The sequence below is a fragment of the Bacillus sp. SYZHCR11 genome, from assembly GCF_057196865.1.
Genome location: NZ_JBXUND010000005.1, coordinates 180,810 through 199,458 on the forward strand (window position 1 = coordinate 180,810; position 18,649 = coordinate 199,458).

An 18,649-nucleotide genomic window follows, 5' to 3' on the forward strand; every position below is an offset into this window, starting at 1 on the left:
TGAATGAAAGTGAATAAATATATCACAATCTATAAAGATATGGTGCGGCAGATTGAAAGCGGCCAGCGGAAGGCTGAAGACGTTCTTCCGTCTGAAAATGATTTATGCGATCAATACGGCACATCACGAGAAACCGTCCGTAAAGCGCTCAATATGCTGGCGCAAAACGGCTACATCCAGAAAATCAAAGGCAAAGGCTCCGTCATATTAGACAGAGAAAAAATGCGCTTTCCCGTCTCAGGCCTGATCAGCTTCAAAGAGCTTTCGGAAACGCTCGGAAAAGAGACGAGAACGGAGGTTCACCGTCTCGGGCTGATCCTGCCTCCCTCGGAAGCCGCAAAAGAGCTTGGTACAGAAGCGGATGAAAAGGTGTGGGAAGTCGTCAGATCAAGACGGATTGACGGAGAACATATTATTTTGGACAAGGATTACTTTGTGAAAAAACATGTGCCTCTATTAACGAAGGCGATTTGTGAAGATTCGATCTATGAGTATCTCGAAGGAGAGCTCAGCCTGTCCATCAGCTACGCGCAAAAGGAAATTGTCGTGGAGCCGGCGGGGGAGGAAGACTGGAAGTATTTGGATCTCGGCGGGTTCAGCCATATGGCGGTCGTGAAAAACCGCGTCTTTTTGGAGGATACCAGCCTCTTTCAGTACACGGAAAGCCGGCACAGGCTCGATAAATTCCGTTTCGTCGACTTTGCGAGAAGAGAAAAATAAAAACGGACTGCCGCGGCAGCCCGTTTTTTTGTCAGTATCAAAATGAATACTATCCAACAAAAATGTGCGTACTGGTACTTTCAAAAATAATGGCTACAATAGTACATAACGAGATAAAAAGGAGAGATCATGAATGTCAGATAAAAAACAGCAGATCATCGAAGCGTATCAATTCAGACACGCTACAAAGGAATTTGATCCTGAGAAAAAAATTTCAGAAAGCGATTTTGAATTCATTTTAGAAACGGGAAGATTATCCCCAAGCTCACTCGGTTTGGAGCCTTGGAAATTTGTCGTCGTTCAAAATCCGGAGCTTCGTGAAAAACTCCGCGAGTTCACATGGGGGGCGCAAAAGCAGCTGCCGACCGCAAGCCATTTCGTACTTCTGCTTGCCCGGACGGCAAAGGATATCCGTTTTGACGCCGACTATGTCAAAAACCACTTGCGGGAAGTCAAAAAAATGCCGGAAGATATGTATGAAGGCTATATCAGCAAAACGGAAGACTTCCAGAAAAATGATTTCAATCTGCTTGAATCAGATCGCGCGCTGTTTGACTGGGCATCCAAACAGACTTACATCGCCCTCGGCAATATGATGACAGCCGCTGCGCAGATCGGCATCGATTCCTGCCCTGTTGAAGGCTTCAACTACAAAGAGATCCACCGGATTCTTGAAGAAGAAGGGCTTCTGGAAAACGGAAGTTTCGACATCTCTGTCATGGCCGCATTCGGCTACCGTGTCAGAGAACCGCGCCCGAAAACAAGATCTGCCTCAAAAGACGTTGTAAAGTGGGTATAAGATAAAAAAAGCTGCCGGGCGTGTCCCGGCAGCTTTTAATGTTTATTTGGTTTTGCTAAAAAACAGGCGGTGATCCAGGACGTAACGGGAATGATGATGCCGATCCCGATTCCGGCGCAAAGAATGGTGACGGCTTCCGCACTGAATACTTTTGAGTTCACTATTTTTTCAGCTGAGTATGATAAGTCTTTAAACCAGATAATTAAAGCCAAATAGCTGCCGAAAAAAGCAAAGAATAACGTATTCGTATTCGTTCCTAAAATATCTCTCCCGATGCTTAATCCGAATGTGTACAGTTCTTTTCTGCTCATGGACGGATTATGACTGTAAATCTCCCGCATGGGTGAAGTAATGGAAATCGCGACATCAGTAATCGCCCCAATCGTGCCCATGATGATCATAGCTGCGGTAACCTTCACAAAATCCACCCCGACAAACAGTGTGAATATGCCGATATCCCCCAATTCTTCTTCACCGAATCCCTGAATCGAAGTATGTTTTGTTACGGACATAATAAAAAACAGCAGCAATGCAATGGTCAGCATCGCAGAAATAAAGGCGGTTACGGTTTTGACGTTTCCTCCATTAATATAAAAAAGAGTAATGCTGCAAATCACGGCGGAAGAGAGCAATGTTAAAACAATCGGATTGATATGCGGATCTGTCATGAAAATAATGGTGAGAAAGAGAACCCCGAAATTTAAGAATAACGCAATAAAAGACCTCGCTCCTTTTTTTCCGCCGATAATGACCATTAATAGAAATAAAATCGCCGCGAGAATTACGATGACATTCATGAGCTTGCCTTCTTTCGTTTAATAAAAAAGACAGAAGCATACAGACTGGCGGGTATGGTTAATACAATTCCGATCCCCCCGGCCAATGCTCTGGCTATTTCCAAGGAAATGTTCATAGAAAGAGTGAATCCTATCGGGGAATCATTTTTCAAATACAAAAGCATCATCGGAATAGAGCCGCTTATATAAGCAAAAAACAGAATATTGGTCATCGCTCCCATGATGTCTTTTCCGATCTCCATCCCGGAACGTCTGAGAGCTTGTAATGAGATACCCTTGTTTTCTTCATATAATCCGAAGACAGATGACGTCATGGTAATGGCTACATCCATGACCGCTCCCAGTGATCCGATAAATACCCCGGCCATAAACACCGTGTGATAAGGGCGGGTTAAATACTGCATTTCCTCATATCTGAGACCTTTCTCTCCGGTTGCCAGCATCACCAGATACGTAATCAGCAGGGAAACGAAAGTGCCTGCGAGCGTCGCGGCTATGGCGGCGTATGTTTTCGCGTGAAAACCGCTGACAAGCAGCAATGATATGACCGTAAAGATGAGAATACAGATACCGCAGATAAAAATTAACCCTATATTAGGATGCTTCCTGTACAAATCTAATGCAAACGACAGTAAAACGGCGTTAAACATCAGGCTGACGATCGAAAAGAAGCCTTGTTTTTTTCCGACGATAAGCAAGGTGAAGATGAAAACCCAAGCGATCAGCAAAAGCTGTTTATCCCGTTTTTTATCTATAATGCTTCCCGATATATCTTTGTTTGATGGTTTCCCTTTATCAATAGAAACGAATACTTCATCGCCAATCGAATATTTCTGATCATTCGCTCCGGATAAAGAATACTGATTGGACAAATGAATGAGCTGCCCTTTCTGACTGCCGTTTTCAAGTCTGGCAGTGATCGTCTGATTGAAAATCTTATCTTTGTTTTTATGCATGTCCTGTACGTCAGACTGGTGTTCCAATGTTGTTTTCGTCACTCTGGCAATCGGCCGCTCATAAAAAGAAGCGTTGTGAGTGACAAAAATGATCGAGCTGATAAAACAAAGCGCTGTTATCACGTAAAACAGCTTTTTCTTGTAAGACATGCGGATTCGTTTGTTTCCTGTAATCTTCAAAAAAAGTCCTCCAAACAGGCGGCGCCGTGTAAAAAAGAGGCCCCGCCGTGAAGTGTTAAACGATGCGGATGCAGTCTTTCGCGAATAACGTTCATATTTTATCACTCGGCCGTACGGCTGTCGACTCAGAGGGGGACCGGCAGAAAAAGCTCTCCTGATATCAGATCAGGAGAGCTCTTGGGATGAACCGCCCGATAAAAGCGGTCTTTTTATGCTTCGTTCACTTTTTTTGCTTTTCTTCTTTGGTACAGATACAGTGCCGTTCCGAGCGCGCTGATGAGTAACCCGGCAAGAAGGATGGAATACATCGTTGTGGCTGTATCAGGAAGCAGGCCGCCCGGCGATACTCCGTCCTGCGCAGGGCCGGATGACGGTTTTTGTCCGCTTGGCTGCTTTCCGGAGCCATGATCTCCGCTTGTCGGCGGCGCGCTCTTCGTGTTTGCGTTTAATATGGTGTATTCACTGAAATGATTTGTATAGCCCGTGACGAGATCGTGTGAAACCGAACCGTTGTCTGTTTTTGTATAGACGTTCTTTTTCCGGTCTACATGATAAATACCGGGCTGTTTCGCCTTTTTCATATTCTCAATGCGCAGGGTGAGCTTTACCGGCGCTTTGAATGTTTTGATGTCTTTGTTTTTCTGCTTCATTGTAAAGTCGTATACATTTGAAAGCGCCGCCCCGCTAACTTTTCCTTTCGGCGCCACGCCGAATCGTGTATCAGCTGAAGCGGCGTTTGCCATAGGCATTTTCATGCTGAACTTGTCATGCAGGATCGTAAGGGAAGAATCCGATGTTCTGTCCTTTAACAGGCCGATTTGTTTTTTGGTCACGCTGAGATCAATCGGCTTTTTGGCGCCGTCATTCTTATCGTAATACACGATCGGCGTGTTGGCGTTTTTGGCATAGACGGCAAATGCGCTGTCATCTTCAAGCGTCCACGAACCGTTTTTTTGTTTTGTCGGCAGGTACACTTCCTGCGCGCGGCCGTCAACTTTCGGTTCCACCGCTTTTCCCGCTTTTTCAAGCTGCTCAACGAAGACCTCATAGTCGGCAAAGCCAAGGTCTTCTTTATGGGACGCTTCGTTAAAGACGGAATATCCGTCTCCGCCTTCACCGACAAAGTTACTGGTGGCGACTCTGTATGTCTTCTTATCAGAAATCGGCTTTACACTGCCGTCATCCTGTACGGCCGAAGCTTGAAGAACACGGTGTCCCGGCTTTTTATTCAGTGTAAACGTGTATGTTAAACCGGCAACTTGAGGGAAGGCGCCGCCTTGAGCCTCAATTCCGCTTAATCCTTGTTCCAGGGCTTGTTTGATCTGTTTTCCGGTTAAATCCGCGACGTAAAGCGTGTTGCCGAACGGCATTACATTCAGCACGTCGCCGAGTGTGATGTCTCCTTTATCAATGCCCGCGCGGATGCCGCCCCCGTTTGTGATCGCGATTTGGGCGCCGGCCGCTTCCTTCGCTTTTTGCAGCATGCCGTCCGCGATGAAGTTTCCGAGATTGGTTTCTTTGGAGCGGACATGCTCGCGCCGGCCGTCAAGTGCGACCTTCGTTGAACCGACTTTTTCATTTTTAACTGAGACGAGCTCTTTTTTAAACGGATCAAGCTCTTTTTTCAGATCCGGGTCTTCTTTCGTCTGCTCATTCACCGGCAGCGCTTGAAGAGAGGATTGTTCCGGCAGGACGACGCCGTTTTTGTCAAATGCGACATCGACACGGCCTAAATATTCGCCGTATTCTTTTGCCTGGGCGACGATGGTCGGCTCTTCGTTTTTGACAATTTCCATTTTATCTACAAGCGTATGCGTATGTCCGCCGACGATTAAGTCAATGCCTTTTACTTTTTTGGCAAGATCGAGATCACGCTGATGCCCGATATGGGTCAGGGCGATAATTTTATTGACATGTTCCTTATTCTGTATTTCTTTTACCGTATCTTGTGCGGATTGGAAGGCATCATGAAAGACAATGCTTTTTCCCGGGCTTGATGTGACGGACGTATCTTCTGTCGTCAAGCCGAATACGGCGACTTTTTCTCCGTTTACATCAAGCAGAATATATGGATAGATGCCTGCTTTTTTCTTTTTGCCTGCCGTAAATGTGTCTGCTTTTTTCATGAATGGTCTGAGTTTTGACTCTTTGGACACATCGACATTTGAGCTGACGAGCGGAAAGTCAGGCGCTTGAAAATTGTATTTCCCGGATGGGTCAGACGCGCTCCCGTTACCGCTCAGGAAGCTGGCGAGAGCATCCGGACCTTTATCAAACTCATGATTTCCGAAGGTCATTGCGTCGTAGCCCATGCTGTTCATCAATTTTAAATCAGCCAGCCCCTGCCACTTTGTGAAATAGAGATCGCCTGAGAAAACGTCTCCCGCATCCAGCAAAATACTGCGGTCGGTTTTGCTTCTGATTTCTTTGATTTTCGTCATCCGCCTCGCCGCGTTATCAAGGTGGGCGTGCGTGTCGTTTGTATGCATAACGGTGAGTTTCCATGCGTCATCTTTCGGCGGATCTGTGCCCGGTTCATCATCTTTGAATTGGAGCTTGTACTGTCCGTAGCCCGCGTTTTGTGATTCACCGATATAGGCGACGTCATCTGCGCGGTCGGCAAACGGCTTTGCGGCCAAGGAAGATTCAAATGTCAGGTTTGTCCCTTTGACCGGAAGAATGGACCAGTTATGATCAGCCTGCGGATTAATCGTTTTCTGCTGGATGATGTAATCCATTAAGACCTGCCTGTTCTCATCGGCAGAAGAGTATACGATTTTGTCATTGCTTAAGTGAGGGAATCCTCCGCCGCCTGAAGCGCGGTAATTATTTGTGACGATCAGAAATTCCTGCTTGGCGCTGACGGGCTTTCCTTGATAAGAAAGGTTGACGATCCGGCTTGCATCGGGATGAATGACTGTTCCGTTTTCGTTGTATTTCGCCGGTTTTGTGACATCGACCTGATAGGTGACACCGTCAATGACATCAAAATTGTATGAGCGGTAGGCGTCATTTAAAAGCGCTTGGCTGCCGCCTTTTGCCTGATCGATCTGATTAAATTGCCCCGCGGACATTTCGAGCCAGTCTTTCACTTCGCTTCCGTTCAGCTTGACGATCTGAACCGTGTTGTCATACAGGTACAAATCGCCGATGTTTTTGATGGCGAGGTCACCTGCGGAAATGTTTGTATAGTAGTTTGAACCGTTCCGCCCGCCGGCTTTAAACGGAGCGCCCGCCGAGAGGATGGGCAGATCTTTATATTCCGTATCTTTCATCTTATTTTCGGCGTACCATTTTTGCGCATCCGTCACGATTTGAATGGACGGATCATCTTTGACTTGGGCGAAAAAACTGTTGATATCGGCTTTTGTCTGGCCGACGGGTTCTCTGATGTATTTCAAAGTGCCTTCGTGCGCTTTTTTGACGGTATTGACGACGGTTTCGTTTTCCGAAGTCACATTGCCGGCAATCGGCTTGATGCTGCCTTTTGCATCTTCCACATGCCACGCGCTGTCTGTTTTTTCAAGCCGGAGGTCGATGACGCCCGCATATTTGCCCCAGCTGCTTGACATAACAACGGGGATGCCGTTAATCGTGCCTTTATCGACGTCGAATTGAGCAGCGCCTTTGTATTCGGCATCAGGGAAAAGCCCGTGCTGATGGCCGGATACGATCGCGTCAATTCCGCTGACTTTCGTTGCCAGGTCAAAAACGGCGTTTTCCGCTCCGGAAGACTGCGCTTTTTTTTCGATACCGCTGTGGGCGAGGGCGATGACGATATCGGCTCCTTCAGCTTTCATTTTCGGAACGGTTTTCTTTGCGGATTCCACAATGTCCTCGACCTGAACGCGGCCTTCGAGATTTTTCTTATCCCACGTCATGATCTGGGGAGGAACAAAGCCGATATAGCCGACTTTTAGCTGATGCTTGCCGCCGTTTTCATCCGTGACGGTTTTGTCTTTTATGACATAAGGCGTATAACGGTTTTCGCCGCTTACTGTTTTCACATTGGCGTTAACGATCGGATAATCAGCGCCTTTGATTGTCCCGTCCAGGAATTCAAGCCCGTAATTAAATTCATGATTGCCGAGTGTTCCTGCGTCATAATGCAGACTGTTCATCACTTCAATGATCGGATGGGTCTTTGCGCCTGAAATGATATCATTTTTCTCATATTTTACGGCGTATTCTCCGAGGGGATTCCCCTGAATCAGGTCTCCGTTATCGACAAGCAGCGTATTCGGGTTTTCGCGCCTGTGCTTCTCAATAAGCTGAGCCGTTCGGGCCAGCCCGAATTCCGTTGTCGGTTTGTCGCTGTAGTAATCGTAGTCCATCATGTTAGCGTGAACGTCAGTTGTGGCTAAAATGCTGAGATTCACACTGGAGGATTTGTTTTCTTCTGCTTTAATGGGTGATGTTGGGAGGATCAGACTAAGTATCATAACTAGGGGCAGCAGAATACGGAGTGTCATATTGACGCTGCATCGTCTTTTCTGTATTCTCACCTGTTCTCCACCTTTCAACAAATTTTGTCATGCAGTACCATTGTAAGAATATTTTGTGAAAGTTTATATAGATTTCATGATGATTCTTGTGAAAAGATAAAAAATGAGGATAATGACCTATGTAAAACAGGCGGGCGGTAAACGCGTTACCTATGTTTGATGTTAGTGTGGCTGGGGTACATGGATTTATGTAGACTTCATCAAGCAGGAGGTAGTAACTATGGGTAAAAAAATTGCAGTTGTATTAACGGATTACTTTGAGGATGTCGAGTATACTGAACCTGCGAAAGCTTTTAAAGATGCGGGTCATGAATTAACCGTAATTGAACAGGAAAAAGGAAAAACAGTCAAAGGAAAACAAGGGGAAGCGGAAGTGAAAGTGGACGCGTCCATCGATGATGTGAATCCGAAAGACTTTGACGCATTGCTGATACCGGGCGGATTCTCTCCTGACATGCTGCGTGCGGATGACCGTTTCGTCCAATTTGCCAAAGCGTTTATGGATGATAAAAAACCGGTGTTCGCCATCTGCCACGGCCCTCAGCTTCTCATCAACGCGAAAGCATTGGACGGGCGCAAAGCGACAGGATTTACTTCAATCCGAATCGATATGGAAAACGCGGGCGCGAATGTGGTGGATGAAGAAGTCGTCGTCTGCCAGAACCAGCTGGTCACAAGCCGCACACCGGATGACATTCCGGCATTCAACCGCGAATCATTAAAACTGCTTGCGTAATATAAAAGCGGAGCGCCGTATCAGGCGTTCCGCTTTTTTTGTGAAGATTCCCGGATGACCAGCTCAGGCGCCAGAATAATGCGTTGTTTTTTGTGCTGGGAATTGGTGATTTTATGATGCAGCAATTGAGCCGCTTCTTTTCCCGACTGCCGCGGAAAGGAAGAAACGGTTGTAAGCGGAGGATAAGAAATTTCAGCTTCCGGCACGTTATCAAAGCCGACAATGTCAATATCTTCGCCCGGAACGAGCCCGGCTTTTCTGATCCCTTGCATGACGCCGAACGCGACCAAATCACTGAAGCAGAAAATCGCGGTCGGGCGCTCAGACCGGCGGAGGAGCTCCGTCACGGCGTCACAGCCTGCTTCGCGGGTCGGCGCGCTGTCAATGACATATTCATTTTTCACTTCCAGATCCGCTTCACGGAGCGCTTTTTTAAACCCTTTCATACGCTTCGTCCATGTTGATGAGTGCTTCACGCCGCCCAGAAACGCAATCTCCTGATGGCCTTTCTCAATGAAATGACGCACTGCCTTATAGGTGCCTTCCTCATAATCGGCTCCGACAAAATCACAGTTGGCATCGGCAATCTCCCTGACGGCGAGCACGACCGGAATGTCAAGCTGCTCAAGGCGGGAAAGGGTTTCCTCAGCCGTCCCTGAAACCGGACACAAAATCAATCCGCCGACCCTGTGCTCCAGCATGGTCGAGATCAGCTGCTCCTGCTTGGCGACGGAATCAAATGTCGTGCCTAACAGCACCGTTAATCCGACTTCCTCAAGCGTATTCTGAACGCCGATCAGAAACTCTGAGAAAAACGTATTGGAAATGTCAGTGATAATCAATCCTACCGTTGTGGACGTCTGTGATCGTAAATTCGCGGCGACCCGATCATATACGTACCCCAGCTCCCGCATGGATTGCAGCACTTTCTCACGGGTCGCTTCTGAAATTCGGGGATTATTGCGGACAATTAATGAAGCGGTGGATGTTGAGACGCCGGCATGTTCGGCGACCTGCTGCAATGTCACCCGGCGTTTTTTTTGCTGTTTCATACGTCGCATTCCTCACTTGGTTTTATTCGTTACATCCATTATAAGCGTTTTAGCGCATGAGAAGAAAGAGAGAGGAGGGAGAAAAAGATAAAGCGCCGGAAGACGGATTGTCCTTCGGCGCTTCTGTCACAATAGGTTATTCAAACATTTGCTCTTTAATATACTGAACCGGCATTTCACGGCCTGTCCAATATTCAAACGCCATGGCGCCCTGCCAAAGCATCATGCCGAGACCGTTAATGGTGTTGCAGCCGGCCGCTTGAGCTTGTTCAAGCAATTTCGACGTAACGGGGTTGTAAACGACGTCTGTCACAATCAAATCCGGACGGAGCATGGATGTATCTTCAATAACGCTTAAGCCTTCAAGCGGTTTCATGCCGACACCTGTTCCGTTTGTGAAAATATCGCTTGAAGCGATTTCAGCACGCAGCGCATCTTGATCTTCGAGCGGGAAGACTTTCGCTTTACAAGAAGATCCCTTCATTTCTTCATTGATGATGCGGACATTTTCTTCCGCTTTTTCGAAAAACGCGTCATTGCGGGCGAAAATAGAGATTTCTCCGAGGCCTTCCAATGCGGATTGAATCGCTATCGGAGTGGCGGCCCCGCCGGAACCGACCAGCGTCATTTTTTTCCCTGTGATATCGATGCCGTGTTCTTTTAAGTTGCGGACGTATCCCATACCGTCAGTGGAGTGTCCGATCAGTCTGCCGTTTTCATTAACGACTGTATTTACCGCGCCGGTGAATTTCGCTGAATCCGCGAGTTCATCGAGATAAGGGAGAATGTTCATCTTGTTCGGCATCGAGACATTGAAGCCTCTGACATTTAAGGCACGCATTCCCGTTACCACATCTTCCAGCTGTTCATTGCCGACTTCAAACGCGAGGTAAGCGTAGTTCAATCCTAATTTTTTAAACGCCAGGTTGTGCATCGCCGGAGATAAAGAGTGTCCGATCGGTGTCGCGAATAATCCGATAAGCTGAGTTTTTCCGTTAATCCGTCCTAATTCTTTCTTCATGATGTATTCCTCCGTTAGTCCATTCATTTGTTTTTCAACCCGCTTTGAGGGCAAAAAACGCTGATTACATATGTTTATTTAAAATGCTGAGTACGCTGCGCAATTCCTCAACGGGAATCTGCCCGGGCGCTGATGCTTCTTTGCCCGCGCCGAACGTGCACGCTGAGCCGAAGACTTCGCCGGCCAGGCGGCTGATCAGGCCTGTTCCCGCCATTGACATCGTGATGATCGGCCGGTCCGCGTATTGTGTTTTCATCGTGTGAGTGGCATCCAATAAGACGAAAACATCTTCCGTGCTTTGCGGCATCACCGCGATTTTCGGAATGTGCGCGCCGTACGCCTGCATGTTCCGCAGCCGGGAAATGATTTCTTCTTTTTTCGGTGTCTGATGAAAATCATGATTGGACATGACGACATATACGCCGTTGTCTTCAGCGGTTTTCACAATTGATTTGACTTCCGCTTCTCCCGTAAACAGCTCAACGTCTGCAAGGTCAATGTGTTTTGTTTCGATGGCGGTTTTAAGCAATTCAATGTAAAAGCGGTCATCAATAACTTTATTTCCGCCTTCTTTATGGGTTCTGAATGTGAAAAGCAGCGGTGTTGCGCCTGCGGCTTTCCGCAGCTTTTCAAGCATGCCTTTTACGGCGTCCAGGCTGTCAACATGCTCGTATACATCCGCCCGCCACTCAATGATATCCGGGCGAAGCCCGTTGACGGCTTCAATTTCTTTGAGCAGTTCTTTCTCTCCGGCCGCCATCAGCGGCACAATGATCTTCGGAAGCCCTTCGCCGATGACCGTGTTTCTGATCGTGATAGAATGCATGATAAATCCTCTCCCTTAAAAAATAGTCAGGCTTTCATCACTTGCTTAAAGCGGATTCCGATAAACAATGCGAGAAGGGCGCTGACGGCCGCAATTCCGATATCAAGCAGAAAAACAGGCGTCAGGCCGGCGGCTTTGGATATCGCTCCCGTTACAAGCGGAATGACAATAAAAGATAAGCTTGATGCTATATTAACAAAAGATGTGATTGTACCTTTATTTTTAGGGAATAAAACAGCCATAACCGTCATCGCCAATTGCAGAATGCCCGCAGTTGAAAGTCCGATGACAAAGGAGCTGATGACCGATACGGCCGGCTGCTGAATAAAAATCAGAGCAAGCAGCGCGATTGCCGCGATCACAGGGTACAGCACCATAACCGTAATCGGCTGAATCACTCTGTTTAACAGCACAGCCAGCAATAACACGGACACAAGCGCCCCGATGCTGTAATAGCTCAACAATTTGACGGCCTGCACCTCAGGCATGCCCAAAACGGATTGCCCGAACTTAGGAAGCCATACTTGAACGAGCATAAACAGCGCCGTTGATGAAAAGCCTAACAGAATGATCGCAACGCCTTCGCGCCATATCGACGGCTGTGATGTGAACGCGTCATCAGACGGAGAGGCTTCCGTCCGGCCGCCGTCTTCTTTTTGCTTATGATTCGGAAACGGAACTTTCAACAGAAAAAAGCCGTTCAGGAAGAAAATAATGCCCGGTACGAAAAACGTCCAGCCGTAAAACAAATGCCTGTCCGCAATAAACGCGATAAAAAACGGAAGCACCGTCGCGCCGATTGATACAAATGCTTTGATTAACACGGTTGCAGAGCTTGCGTTTTTCGGAAATCCTTCAATAAGCGCCGGATATGTCCCGGAATCCAAAAAGGAATTGGCGATCCCGGCGAAAATGGCGAAGATAAACGCGGCCGTATAGTTTGTCGAAAGCGGAATCCCGATTAGGAAAATCAGATACAGAAAGGCGCCCGACACGATAAACGGCCGTCTCCCGAATGTATCCGAAAGCTTCCCGGCAAACAGAAGCGAAATCAGCTTCCCGATCCCGATGGCGGAGACCAAATAGCTGACACCGGCTGCGGAAGTATGAAGCTGTTTTGATAATGCCTCCATATTGGATGCGATAATAATATTGATCATGCCCAGCAGGAAATAGTTAATATAAAGACCCGCTGCCATTTTGGTGTATATGTTTTTCATGATGACATCCCCTAATGCGGTTAATAAAGAATTAAATTATTTTTTTAATTGATAAAAGCACAGCACCATTCCCCTTTATTGAACCACTGCCTTTCTTTGAAAACTGTTTGAAACAACGGTTGCATAGACAAACTTGAATATCGCTGATATCACAATGAGTATATCGTTCTACTAAACAAAAAAAGATAAGCGGCCCGCTCATTTAGTATATCGTTCTACCAAGTTCACAGTTACTATACTCCTTCTTTTTATATGTGTCAAACCGATGAACTTTTATTTTTTACTTTTTTAAACCAAAAAAGACCCGCCGTTTTTCGGCAGGTCTGACATGGGTTTATTTCCTGAGAGAGGCGAGCTCCTCGGCAATGGCCTGCATTTCACTCGGGCTGAATGATGCTTTTTTCATGACCATTTGATGAAGGTATGTAAGATCTTCTATTTTTTCATCACTGAAATCTTCCGCTCTGATGACGCCGACATTGAGCATGTTGAGCTTTTGCGAAATGTCTTCAATCATTTTGTTTAACGTTTCTGTTTGTTGGCTCGGCAAATTCATGCATCCTTTCATGACCGTTTTCGTACCCTTTATTCTAACAGAATTCATTTAGAATAAAAGCTTATTTCCACAGCCGCAGAAAAATTGCTAAGATGTTGATAAGGTTTTTGATCCTCAAAATGCGGGGAAAGAATAGGGAGGTTATCGATATGATACATGTGCTGTTTGTCTGTCTGGGAAATATTTGCCGGTCGCCTATGGCAGAGGCGGTATTTTCTGATATGGTGAAGAAAAACGGGCTGAACGGGCAGATTAACATTGATTCAGCGGGAATCGGCGCCTGGCATGCGGGAAATCCGCCGCATGAAGGGACAAAGGAGATCCTGAAGGAGAAAGGGATCAGCGCAAGCGGCATCACGGCGAGGCAGGTCCGTGAGTCTGATCTGACCGATTTTGATTACGTCATTGCGATGGATGCAGAAAATATCGGACATCTGCGCAGCATGGCCGGTTATAAAAAAGCGGCGCCGCGTATTGCAAGGCTGCTTGATTATGTACCGGAGTCAGACCTTGCCGACGTGCCCGATCCGTATTATACCGGAAATTTCAGCGAGGTGTACGCTTTGGTCGAGTCCGGGTGCCGTCATTTGCTGGAGACAATAAAGAAAGACCATCATTTATAAGGGGGATTGACCGATGAAGCAGACACGCATCATGGCAAAAGCGATTCTGATCGGCGCTGCCGCCGGCGGAGCACTGTCCTTATTACATAAGCCGACGAGAGAGGCATGTTTCCGGAACATGGACGCGTGCAGGCGGCGTGCGGCATTTTACCGAAAACATCCTGAAGCCCTGAAGCAGCAGGCTTCCGCAAAACTGGATCAAGTGAAAAACATTGCCAATACCGTATCGGAAGATCTGAGTTTTTTAAACGGGCAGATCACCAAGCTGAAGCAGACGACGCCGCAGGTCATTGACCTGTTAAAAGAAACGAAGGAGCATTTTTCGAAAAACGATCATTGAGGTGGGATGTCATGAGTTTTATAAAGGAGCTGTTTGCAAGGTTTTCTCTGCATGAAGGACAAAGTAAATCGGCGGAGCTGGCGTATTTTTTCCTGCTGTCATTGTTTCCGTTGATGATTTTCATGCTGACGCTCACCGCCTATCTTCCCATATCGGCAGAAGACGTGCTCGGGGCGGTCGATCAATACGCGCCCGACAGCGCCATGTCCATGGTGAAATCCATAACGGAGCAAACGCTGAACAAGCGCAGCGGCGGGCTTTTGTCATTCGGGATTATCGCCGTCATCTGGTCGGCTTCGAATGGTATGAACGCGATTGTCAGAGCATTTAACCATGCCTACGAAGTCGAGGAAAACCGCTCATTTATCATCATTCGCCTGACCTCAATTTTTTTAACCATTGCGATGGTGGTTACGATTTTAATCGCACTGCTTCTGCCGGTGTTCGGCAGAGAAATCGGAATGCTGGCCGCGGATTTCATCGGCGCCTCGGACCTGTTTTTGCAGGTGTGGTCGGTTGTCCGCTGGGGTATCAGTCCGCTTATCCTTTTAATCGTGTTTACCGCGCTTTACATATTCGCGCCGAATAAAAAGCTTTCCCTCCGTTTTGTCCTGCCGGGAGCTGTATTCGCGGCAGCCGGCTGGATTATCGTCAGTATGCTGTTCTCATTTTACGTCGGCACCTTTGCCAACTACAGCGCCACATACGGGAGCATCGGGGGAATTATCGTCCTGATGATCTGGTTTTACCTTACGGGAACCCTGTTGATTTTAGGAGGAGAAATCAACGCGCTTTTACATAAACGTAAAAAGCTTCCTGATGAAAATCCGTACCGCGGGAGCAAGCTATAGAGGAACGGATGACGTTCAAGCTGAAAAACGGAGGGAATCGGCTATGACCAAGCATACGAAAAAAGGCGGAAGCCATAATAAACAAAACTCAAAAAACGGCCCGAAGAATAAAACAAGCGGAAGCGCCAACGGGCAGAACGGATACCACTAGAAAGAAGCCGCCTGGCTCAGATCAGGCGGCTTTTTTATGTGGCCGGAAAGGAATGGGATTCGGAAGCGGGGCTGTGCTTTGTTTTCCCGAAGACGAGCGCAAGCCAAATACAGACCAGAATCACCGTAATAAAGTAAAACAAGTTGGCGCTTTCAAACCGCTGCATATACCAGCCGCCCGCCACCGGGCCGATCATGCTTCCGAGACTGAAGGAAATGCCGCAGAGCAGGTTGCCCGCCGGCAGCAGATGGGACGGCAGCAGGTCGCTCATATAGCTGATGCCGAGGGAAAACATACTGCCGACCGCCATCCCCGCCGTGAAAAAGCAGCAGCCGATGACAGAAGGCGACGGAAACAGTCCGGCCGTCAAAAAGCAAAGGGCACCCGTTAATAAGATGACGAGCAGGACACGTTTTCTCCCGAATCGATCGCTTAATAAACCGAGAGGGAACTGGAATACAATACTTCCGATGGCAAAAGCGGGCAAGATCAGCGCGACGGCATCCACGGATATGCCTAAACGAAGGGCGTACACGGGAAAGCTTCCGTTCAGCGCCGTTTCTAAAAAACCGTACCCGAAAGCCGGGAGAAAAGCGACCCAGCCGAAAAGAAGGGCGCGGTAAAACCGTTTTGCGCTGTTGTCCCCGGATGTTTCATCCGGACCTTGCGCCGGGTACTCGTTACGTAAGGCAAACACAAACAGCCAGGCACAAAGACTGATACAGCCGGATACGATAAACGGAAGGGACGGACTTGTTTTCACAAGAGGGACCATGAACGGGCCGACAGCGAATCCAAGCCCGAAGGACAGTCCGTACAGCGAAATGTTTCTTCCTCTGTTTCGGGGCGTTGACTTGGAAGTCACCCACGTTTGGGTTGAAAAATGCAGCATATGATCCCCGATTCCGATAAGCAGCCGAAGAAAAAACCATAACCATATGGATTGAAGCCAAATAAAACTGAATAAGCTGATGATAACAAGAAATCCGCCCATGACCATCAGAGGTTTGAATCCGAGCTTGCGCAGCGGGGCCTCCATAAACGGCGACGCCAGAAGCACGCCGATATAAAGGCCGGTTGCGTGAAGTCCGTTTATGGCTGCGGATTCTCCGTTCGTTTCAAAAATGACGGAGATCACCGGCAGAAGCATGCCTTGGGAAAATCCGGAGATGGAAACAAGCAGAACCAAAATAAAGAAGTACAGTCGTGACATCGCGTATTTCTCCTTCTTCAGTATCTTTCTTGATCGTACACGGATTTGCCGCGTCCGGCAACCTGAAAATGCCAATTCGGGCTGCCGAGGAAGTGTAATTGAAGGAGTTTTTGAGAAGGATATAAAAAGACTTATTCGAAAAAAGGAGCCAGGCAGATATGAATCGGATTTTTTTCTTTACGGCTGCGGCGGGAGTGCCGCTTTCAGTCATCGGCGGCCTGATGCACTGGCCGTCAGCGGTTTTGTTTATTATTTATTGCTTGACGATTATTGCGCTTGCAAGTTATATGGGGAGAGCGACTGAATCTCTTGCCATTATCGCGGGACCGCGGATCGGCGGTCTGCTGAATGCCACGTTCGGCAATGCGGTAGAGCTGATTATATCGATTTTCGCCTTAAAAGAAGGGCTGACGGGCATCGTGCTTGCTTCACTGACCGGTTCGGTGCTCGGCAATCTTTTGCTCGTCGCGGGATTGTCATTTTTTATCGGCGGTTTGAAATACAAGCGGCAGGAATTCAATATTCATGATGCCCGGCATAATTCAGGCCTGCTGATTTTTGCCATTATCGTAGCTTTTGTCATTCCCGAAGTGTTTTCCATGGATATGGGGGAAAAAAACAAGCTTGATTTGAGTGTCGGCATCAGCATCATCATGATCCTTTTGTACGTGGCAGCTCTTTATTTCAAGCTCGTCACTCACCGCGGTGTTTATCAGCCGAATCAGCCGGAGGCAAAGGAAGAAGAGGAGCAGCCAGAGTGGTCGGGGAAAAGAGCGACAGCCGTCTTATTTATTTCAACTATTATTGTCGCCTACATATCTGAAAACCTTGTCCATACGTTTCATGCGGTGGCTGAACAGTTCGGCTGGAGCGAGCTGTTTATCGGGGTGATTATCGTCGCAATTGTCGGAAATGCCGCAGAGCATGCGTCGGCGATTATTATGGCGTACAAAGACAAGATGGATGTCGCCGTTGAAATCGCGGTAGGTTCGACTTTGCAGATCGCCATGTTTGTAGCCCCGGTTCTTGTGATCTGTTCTATCTTTTTTCCGGTCAATATGCCGCTTGTATTCACATTGCCCGAGCTTGTGGCGATGATATCATCCGTCCTTTTGATGACGATGATTTCAAATGACGGCGATTCGAACTGGTTTGAAGGGGCTACGCTCCTTGCCGCTTATGTCATCATGGCGATCGGTTTTTTCCTGCTTTAACCTGTAAAAAATGCGGATAACAACGATTGCGGAGGAAAAGACTAAAGGAAAATGCTATAGAAAGAGTGATATGATGAGAAAGCTGTTTCATGCCACACTGATTCTGCTGTTATCCTTTAGTTTTTTCGCAATGCCGTCTGCCGGTGCAAAGAAACCGTTTAAGGTTCCCAACTCTGTTGTAAGCATTTCAAAGGAAAATACGTATCCGAATGCTTCACAGGACCAGCCGATGCTTCAGCCGAGCAAACTGGCAAAGGAATTGTTAGATACATCCGAGATCAACATCGAAAATCCGCATCTGATAAAAATGCTGAATGAATCCTCGGTTTCCGGTTCACCGCTTGCCATCGGCTACCGGGCGACAATATTTCTCGGGAAATGGGCGCTCGGCTATCAATCGAACGAAACGGTCGCCAACTGGGAATATAAAAAAATCAATACGAACAGAGCGGATAACCGGGGCGGACAGCAAACCGCGGTTATCTCATACGCCCAGGAACAGCAGTACAAAATCAAAGGCGGGCTCACAGCGAAAGTGCCGAACGCAGAAGACGTAAAAAGTATGATGATGCAAAAAGCGATGAAGAAAACAAAACTGCCGCTCGCGTTTGAAACGGTTATCGGCGCAGGCACAAAACGCGATCAAACCTACAAAATTTCTCCGCAGCGGCTCGGCTACCTGCACGCCTACGCTCCGGCCGTTAATGAAAAAGGAAAAGTAACATACGGTGAAGTGTATTTGGTGCTGAAAGGCAGCAAGCGGAAACTTGTCGTCAAAAATGTGACTTCGCAAGGAATCGGGGCTTGGATTCCGGTTCAGGATCACGTCACATTCGGTTTTCAAATGACAGCGCAGCCGAGATAACTAAAAAAAGCTGATTCCGGTTCG

17 protein-coding genes are annotated in these 18,649 nt (G+C 47.6%); 8 read left to right on the forward strand and 9 right to left on the reverse strand.

The genetic code is table 11. The annotated features are described in order from the left end of the window. Nucleotides 1–3 precede the first annotated feature (3 nt). Complete coding sequence (gene treR, locus AC2CGA_RS17575; protein WP_139885639.1) at nt 4–720, forward strand: trehalose operon repressor; 717 nt, start codon at nt 4–6, stop codon at nt 718–720. A gap of 133 nt (nt 721–853) precedes the next feature. After that, complete coding sequence (locus AC2CGA_RS17580) at nt 854–1,519, forward strand: NAD(P)H-dependent oxidoreductase (RefSeq protein ID WP_003155588.1); 666 nt, start codon at nt 854–856, stop codon at nt 1,517–1,519. A gap of 35 nt (nt 1,520–1,554) precedes the next feature. Here the strand turns inward: AC2CGA_RS17580 and AC2CGA_RS17585 are convergent, their stop codons facing one another. The 3 genes from AC2CGA_RS17585 to AC2CGA_RS17595 form a co-directional block, all read right to left on the reverse strand. Further along, complete coding sequence (locus tag AC2CGA_RS17585) at nt 1,555–2,316, reverse strand: YibE/F family protein (protein ID WP_003155586.1); 762 nt, start codon at nt 2,314–2,316, stop codon at nt 1,555–1,557. Beyond that, entirely contained in the window at nt 2,313–3,452 is a 1,140-nt protein-coding gene (locus AC2CGA_RS17590; protein WP_003155584.1) for a YibE/F family protein, read from the reverse strand. The genes AC2CGA_RS17585 and AC2CGA_RS17590 overlap by 4 nt, the downstream gene beginning before the upstream one ends. 209 nt (nt 3,453–3,661) lie before the next feature. Beyond that, a complete protein-coding gene (locus AC2CGA_RS17595) occupies nt 3,662–7,957 on the reverse strand; it encodes a multifunctional 2',3'-cyclic-nucleotide 2'-phosphodiesterase/3'-nucleotidase/5'-nucleotidase (RefSeq protein ID WP_484480260.1) in 4,296 nt (1,431 codons plus the stop codon). A gap of 220 nt (nt 7,958–8,177) precedes the next feature. Between AC2CGA_RS17595 and AC2CGA_RS17600 the strand changes: the two genes are divergently transcribed. Next, entirely contained in the window at nt 8,178–8,693 is a 516-nt protein-coding gene (locus tag AC2CGA_RS17600) for a type 1 glutamine amidotransferase domain-containing protein (RefSeq protein WP_003155578.1), read from the forward strand. Between the two features lie 20 nt (nt 8,694–8,713). On the opposite strand, the gene AC2CGA_RS17605 is transcribed toward AC2CGA_RS17600, so the two are convergent. From AC2CGA_RS17605 to AC2CGA_RS17625, 5 genes are all read right to left on the reverse strand, one after another. Continuing rightward, nucleotides 8,714–9,745, reverse strand: a complete 1,032-nt coding sequence (locus tag AC2CGA_RS17605; RefSeq protein WP_025854009.1) for a LacI family DNA-binding transcriptional regulator — start codon at nt 9,743–9,745, stop codon at nt 8,714–8,716. Between the two features lie 136 nt (nt 9,746–9,881). Continuing rightward, complete coding sequence (locus AC2CGA_RS17610; protein ID WP_003155575.1) at nt 9,882–10,766, reverse strand: shikimate dehydrogenase; 885 nt, start codon at nt 10,764–10,766, stop codon at nt 9,882–9,884. 64 nt (nt 10,767–10,830) lie between these two features. After that, complete coding sequence (gene aroD / locus AC2CGA_RS17615) at nt 10,831–11,592, reverse strand: type I 3-dehydroquinate dehydratase (protein ID WP_060658279.1); 762 nt, start codon at nt 11,590–11,592, stop codon at nt 10,831–10,833. 26 nt (nt 11,593–11,618) lie between these two features. Further along, the gene (locus AC2CGA_RS17620) at nt 11,619–12,812 is read right to left on the reverse strand and encodes an MFS transporter (protein ID WP_024085014.1); all 1,194 of its coding nucleotides are present in this window, start codon (nt 12,810–12,812) and stop codon (nt 11,619–11,621) included. A 334-nt stretch (nt 12,813–13,146) separates the two neighbouring features. Beyond that, nucleotides 13,147–13,362 (reverse strand): DUF1128 domain-containing protein, encoded by a 216-nt coding sequence (locus AC2CGA_RS17625; protein ID WP_003155571.1) that lies wholly within the window; start codon nt 13,360–13,362, stop codon nt 13,147–13,149. A 155-nt stretch (nt 13,363–13,517) separates the two neighbouring features. On the opposite strand from AC2CGA_RS17625, the gene AC2CGA_RS17630 reads away from it, so the two are divergent. The 3 genes from AC2CGA_RS17630 to AC2CGA_RS17640 are packed head-to-tail and all read left to right on the forward strand — an operon-like array spanning nt 13,518 to nt 15,182. Next, nucleotides 13,518–13,991: a low molecular weight protein-tyrosine-phosphatase gene (locus tag AC2CGA_RS17630; RefSeq protein ID WP_014304622.1), complete on the forward strand. Its 474-nt coding sequence runs from the start codon at nt 13,518–13,520 to the stop codon at nt 13,989–13,991. 13 nt (nt 13,992–14,004) lie between these two features. Continuing rightward, on the forward strand, nt 14,005–14,331 hold the full coding sequence (locus tag AC2CGA_RS17635) for a hypothetical protein (RefSeq protein ID WP_014304623.1): 327 nt from the start codon (nt 14,005–14,007) through the stop codon (nt 14,329–14,331). An 11-nt stretch (nt 14,332–14,342) separates the two neighbouring features. Next, nucleotides 14,343–15,182, forward strand: a complete 840-nt coding sequence (locus tag AC2CGA_RS17640) for a YihY family inner membrane protein (protein WP_003155567.1) — start codon at nt 14,343–14,345, stop codon at nt 15,180–15,182. Nucleotides 15,183–15,367: 185 nt separating this feature from the next. Here the strand turns inward: AC2CGA_RS17640 and AC2CGA_RS17645 are convergent, their stop codons facing one another. Continuing rightward, nucleotides 15,368–16,546 (reverse strand): MFS transporter, encoded by a 1,179-nt coding sequence (locus tag AC2CGA_RS17645; RefSeq protein WP_014304624.1) that lies wholly within the window; start codon nt 16,544–16,546, stop codon nt 15,368–15,370. Between the two features lie 158 nt (nt 16,547–16,704). Here AC2CGA_RS17645 and cax point away from each other — a divergent pair, with 158 nt between their 5' ends. Then, on the forward strand, nt 16,705–17,760 hold the full coding sequence (gene cax, locus AC2CGA_RS17650) for a calcium/proton exchanger (protein WP_003155564.1): 1,056 nt from the start codon (nt 16,705–16,707) through the stop codon (nt 17,758–17,760). 70 nt (nt 17,761–17,830) lie between these two features. Next, on the forward strand, nt 17,831–18,625 hold the full coding sequence (locus AC2CGA_RS17655; protein WP_088005349.1) for a YfkD famly protein: 795 nt from the start codon (nt 17,831–17,833) through the stop codon (nt 18,623–18,625). Nucleotides 18,626–18,649 lie beyond the last annotated feature (24 nt).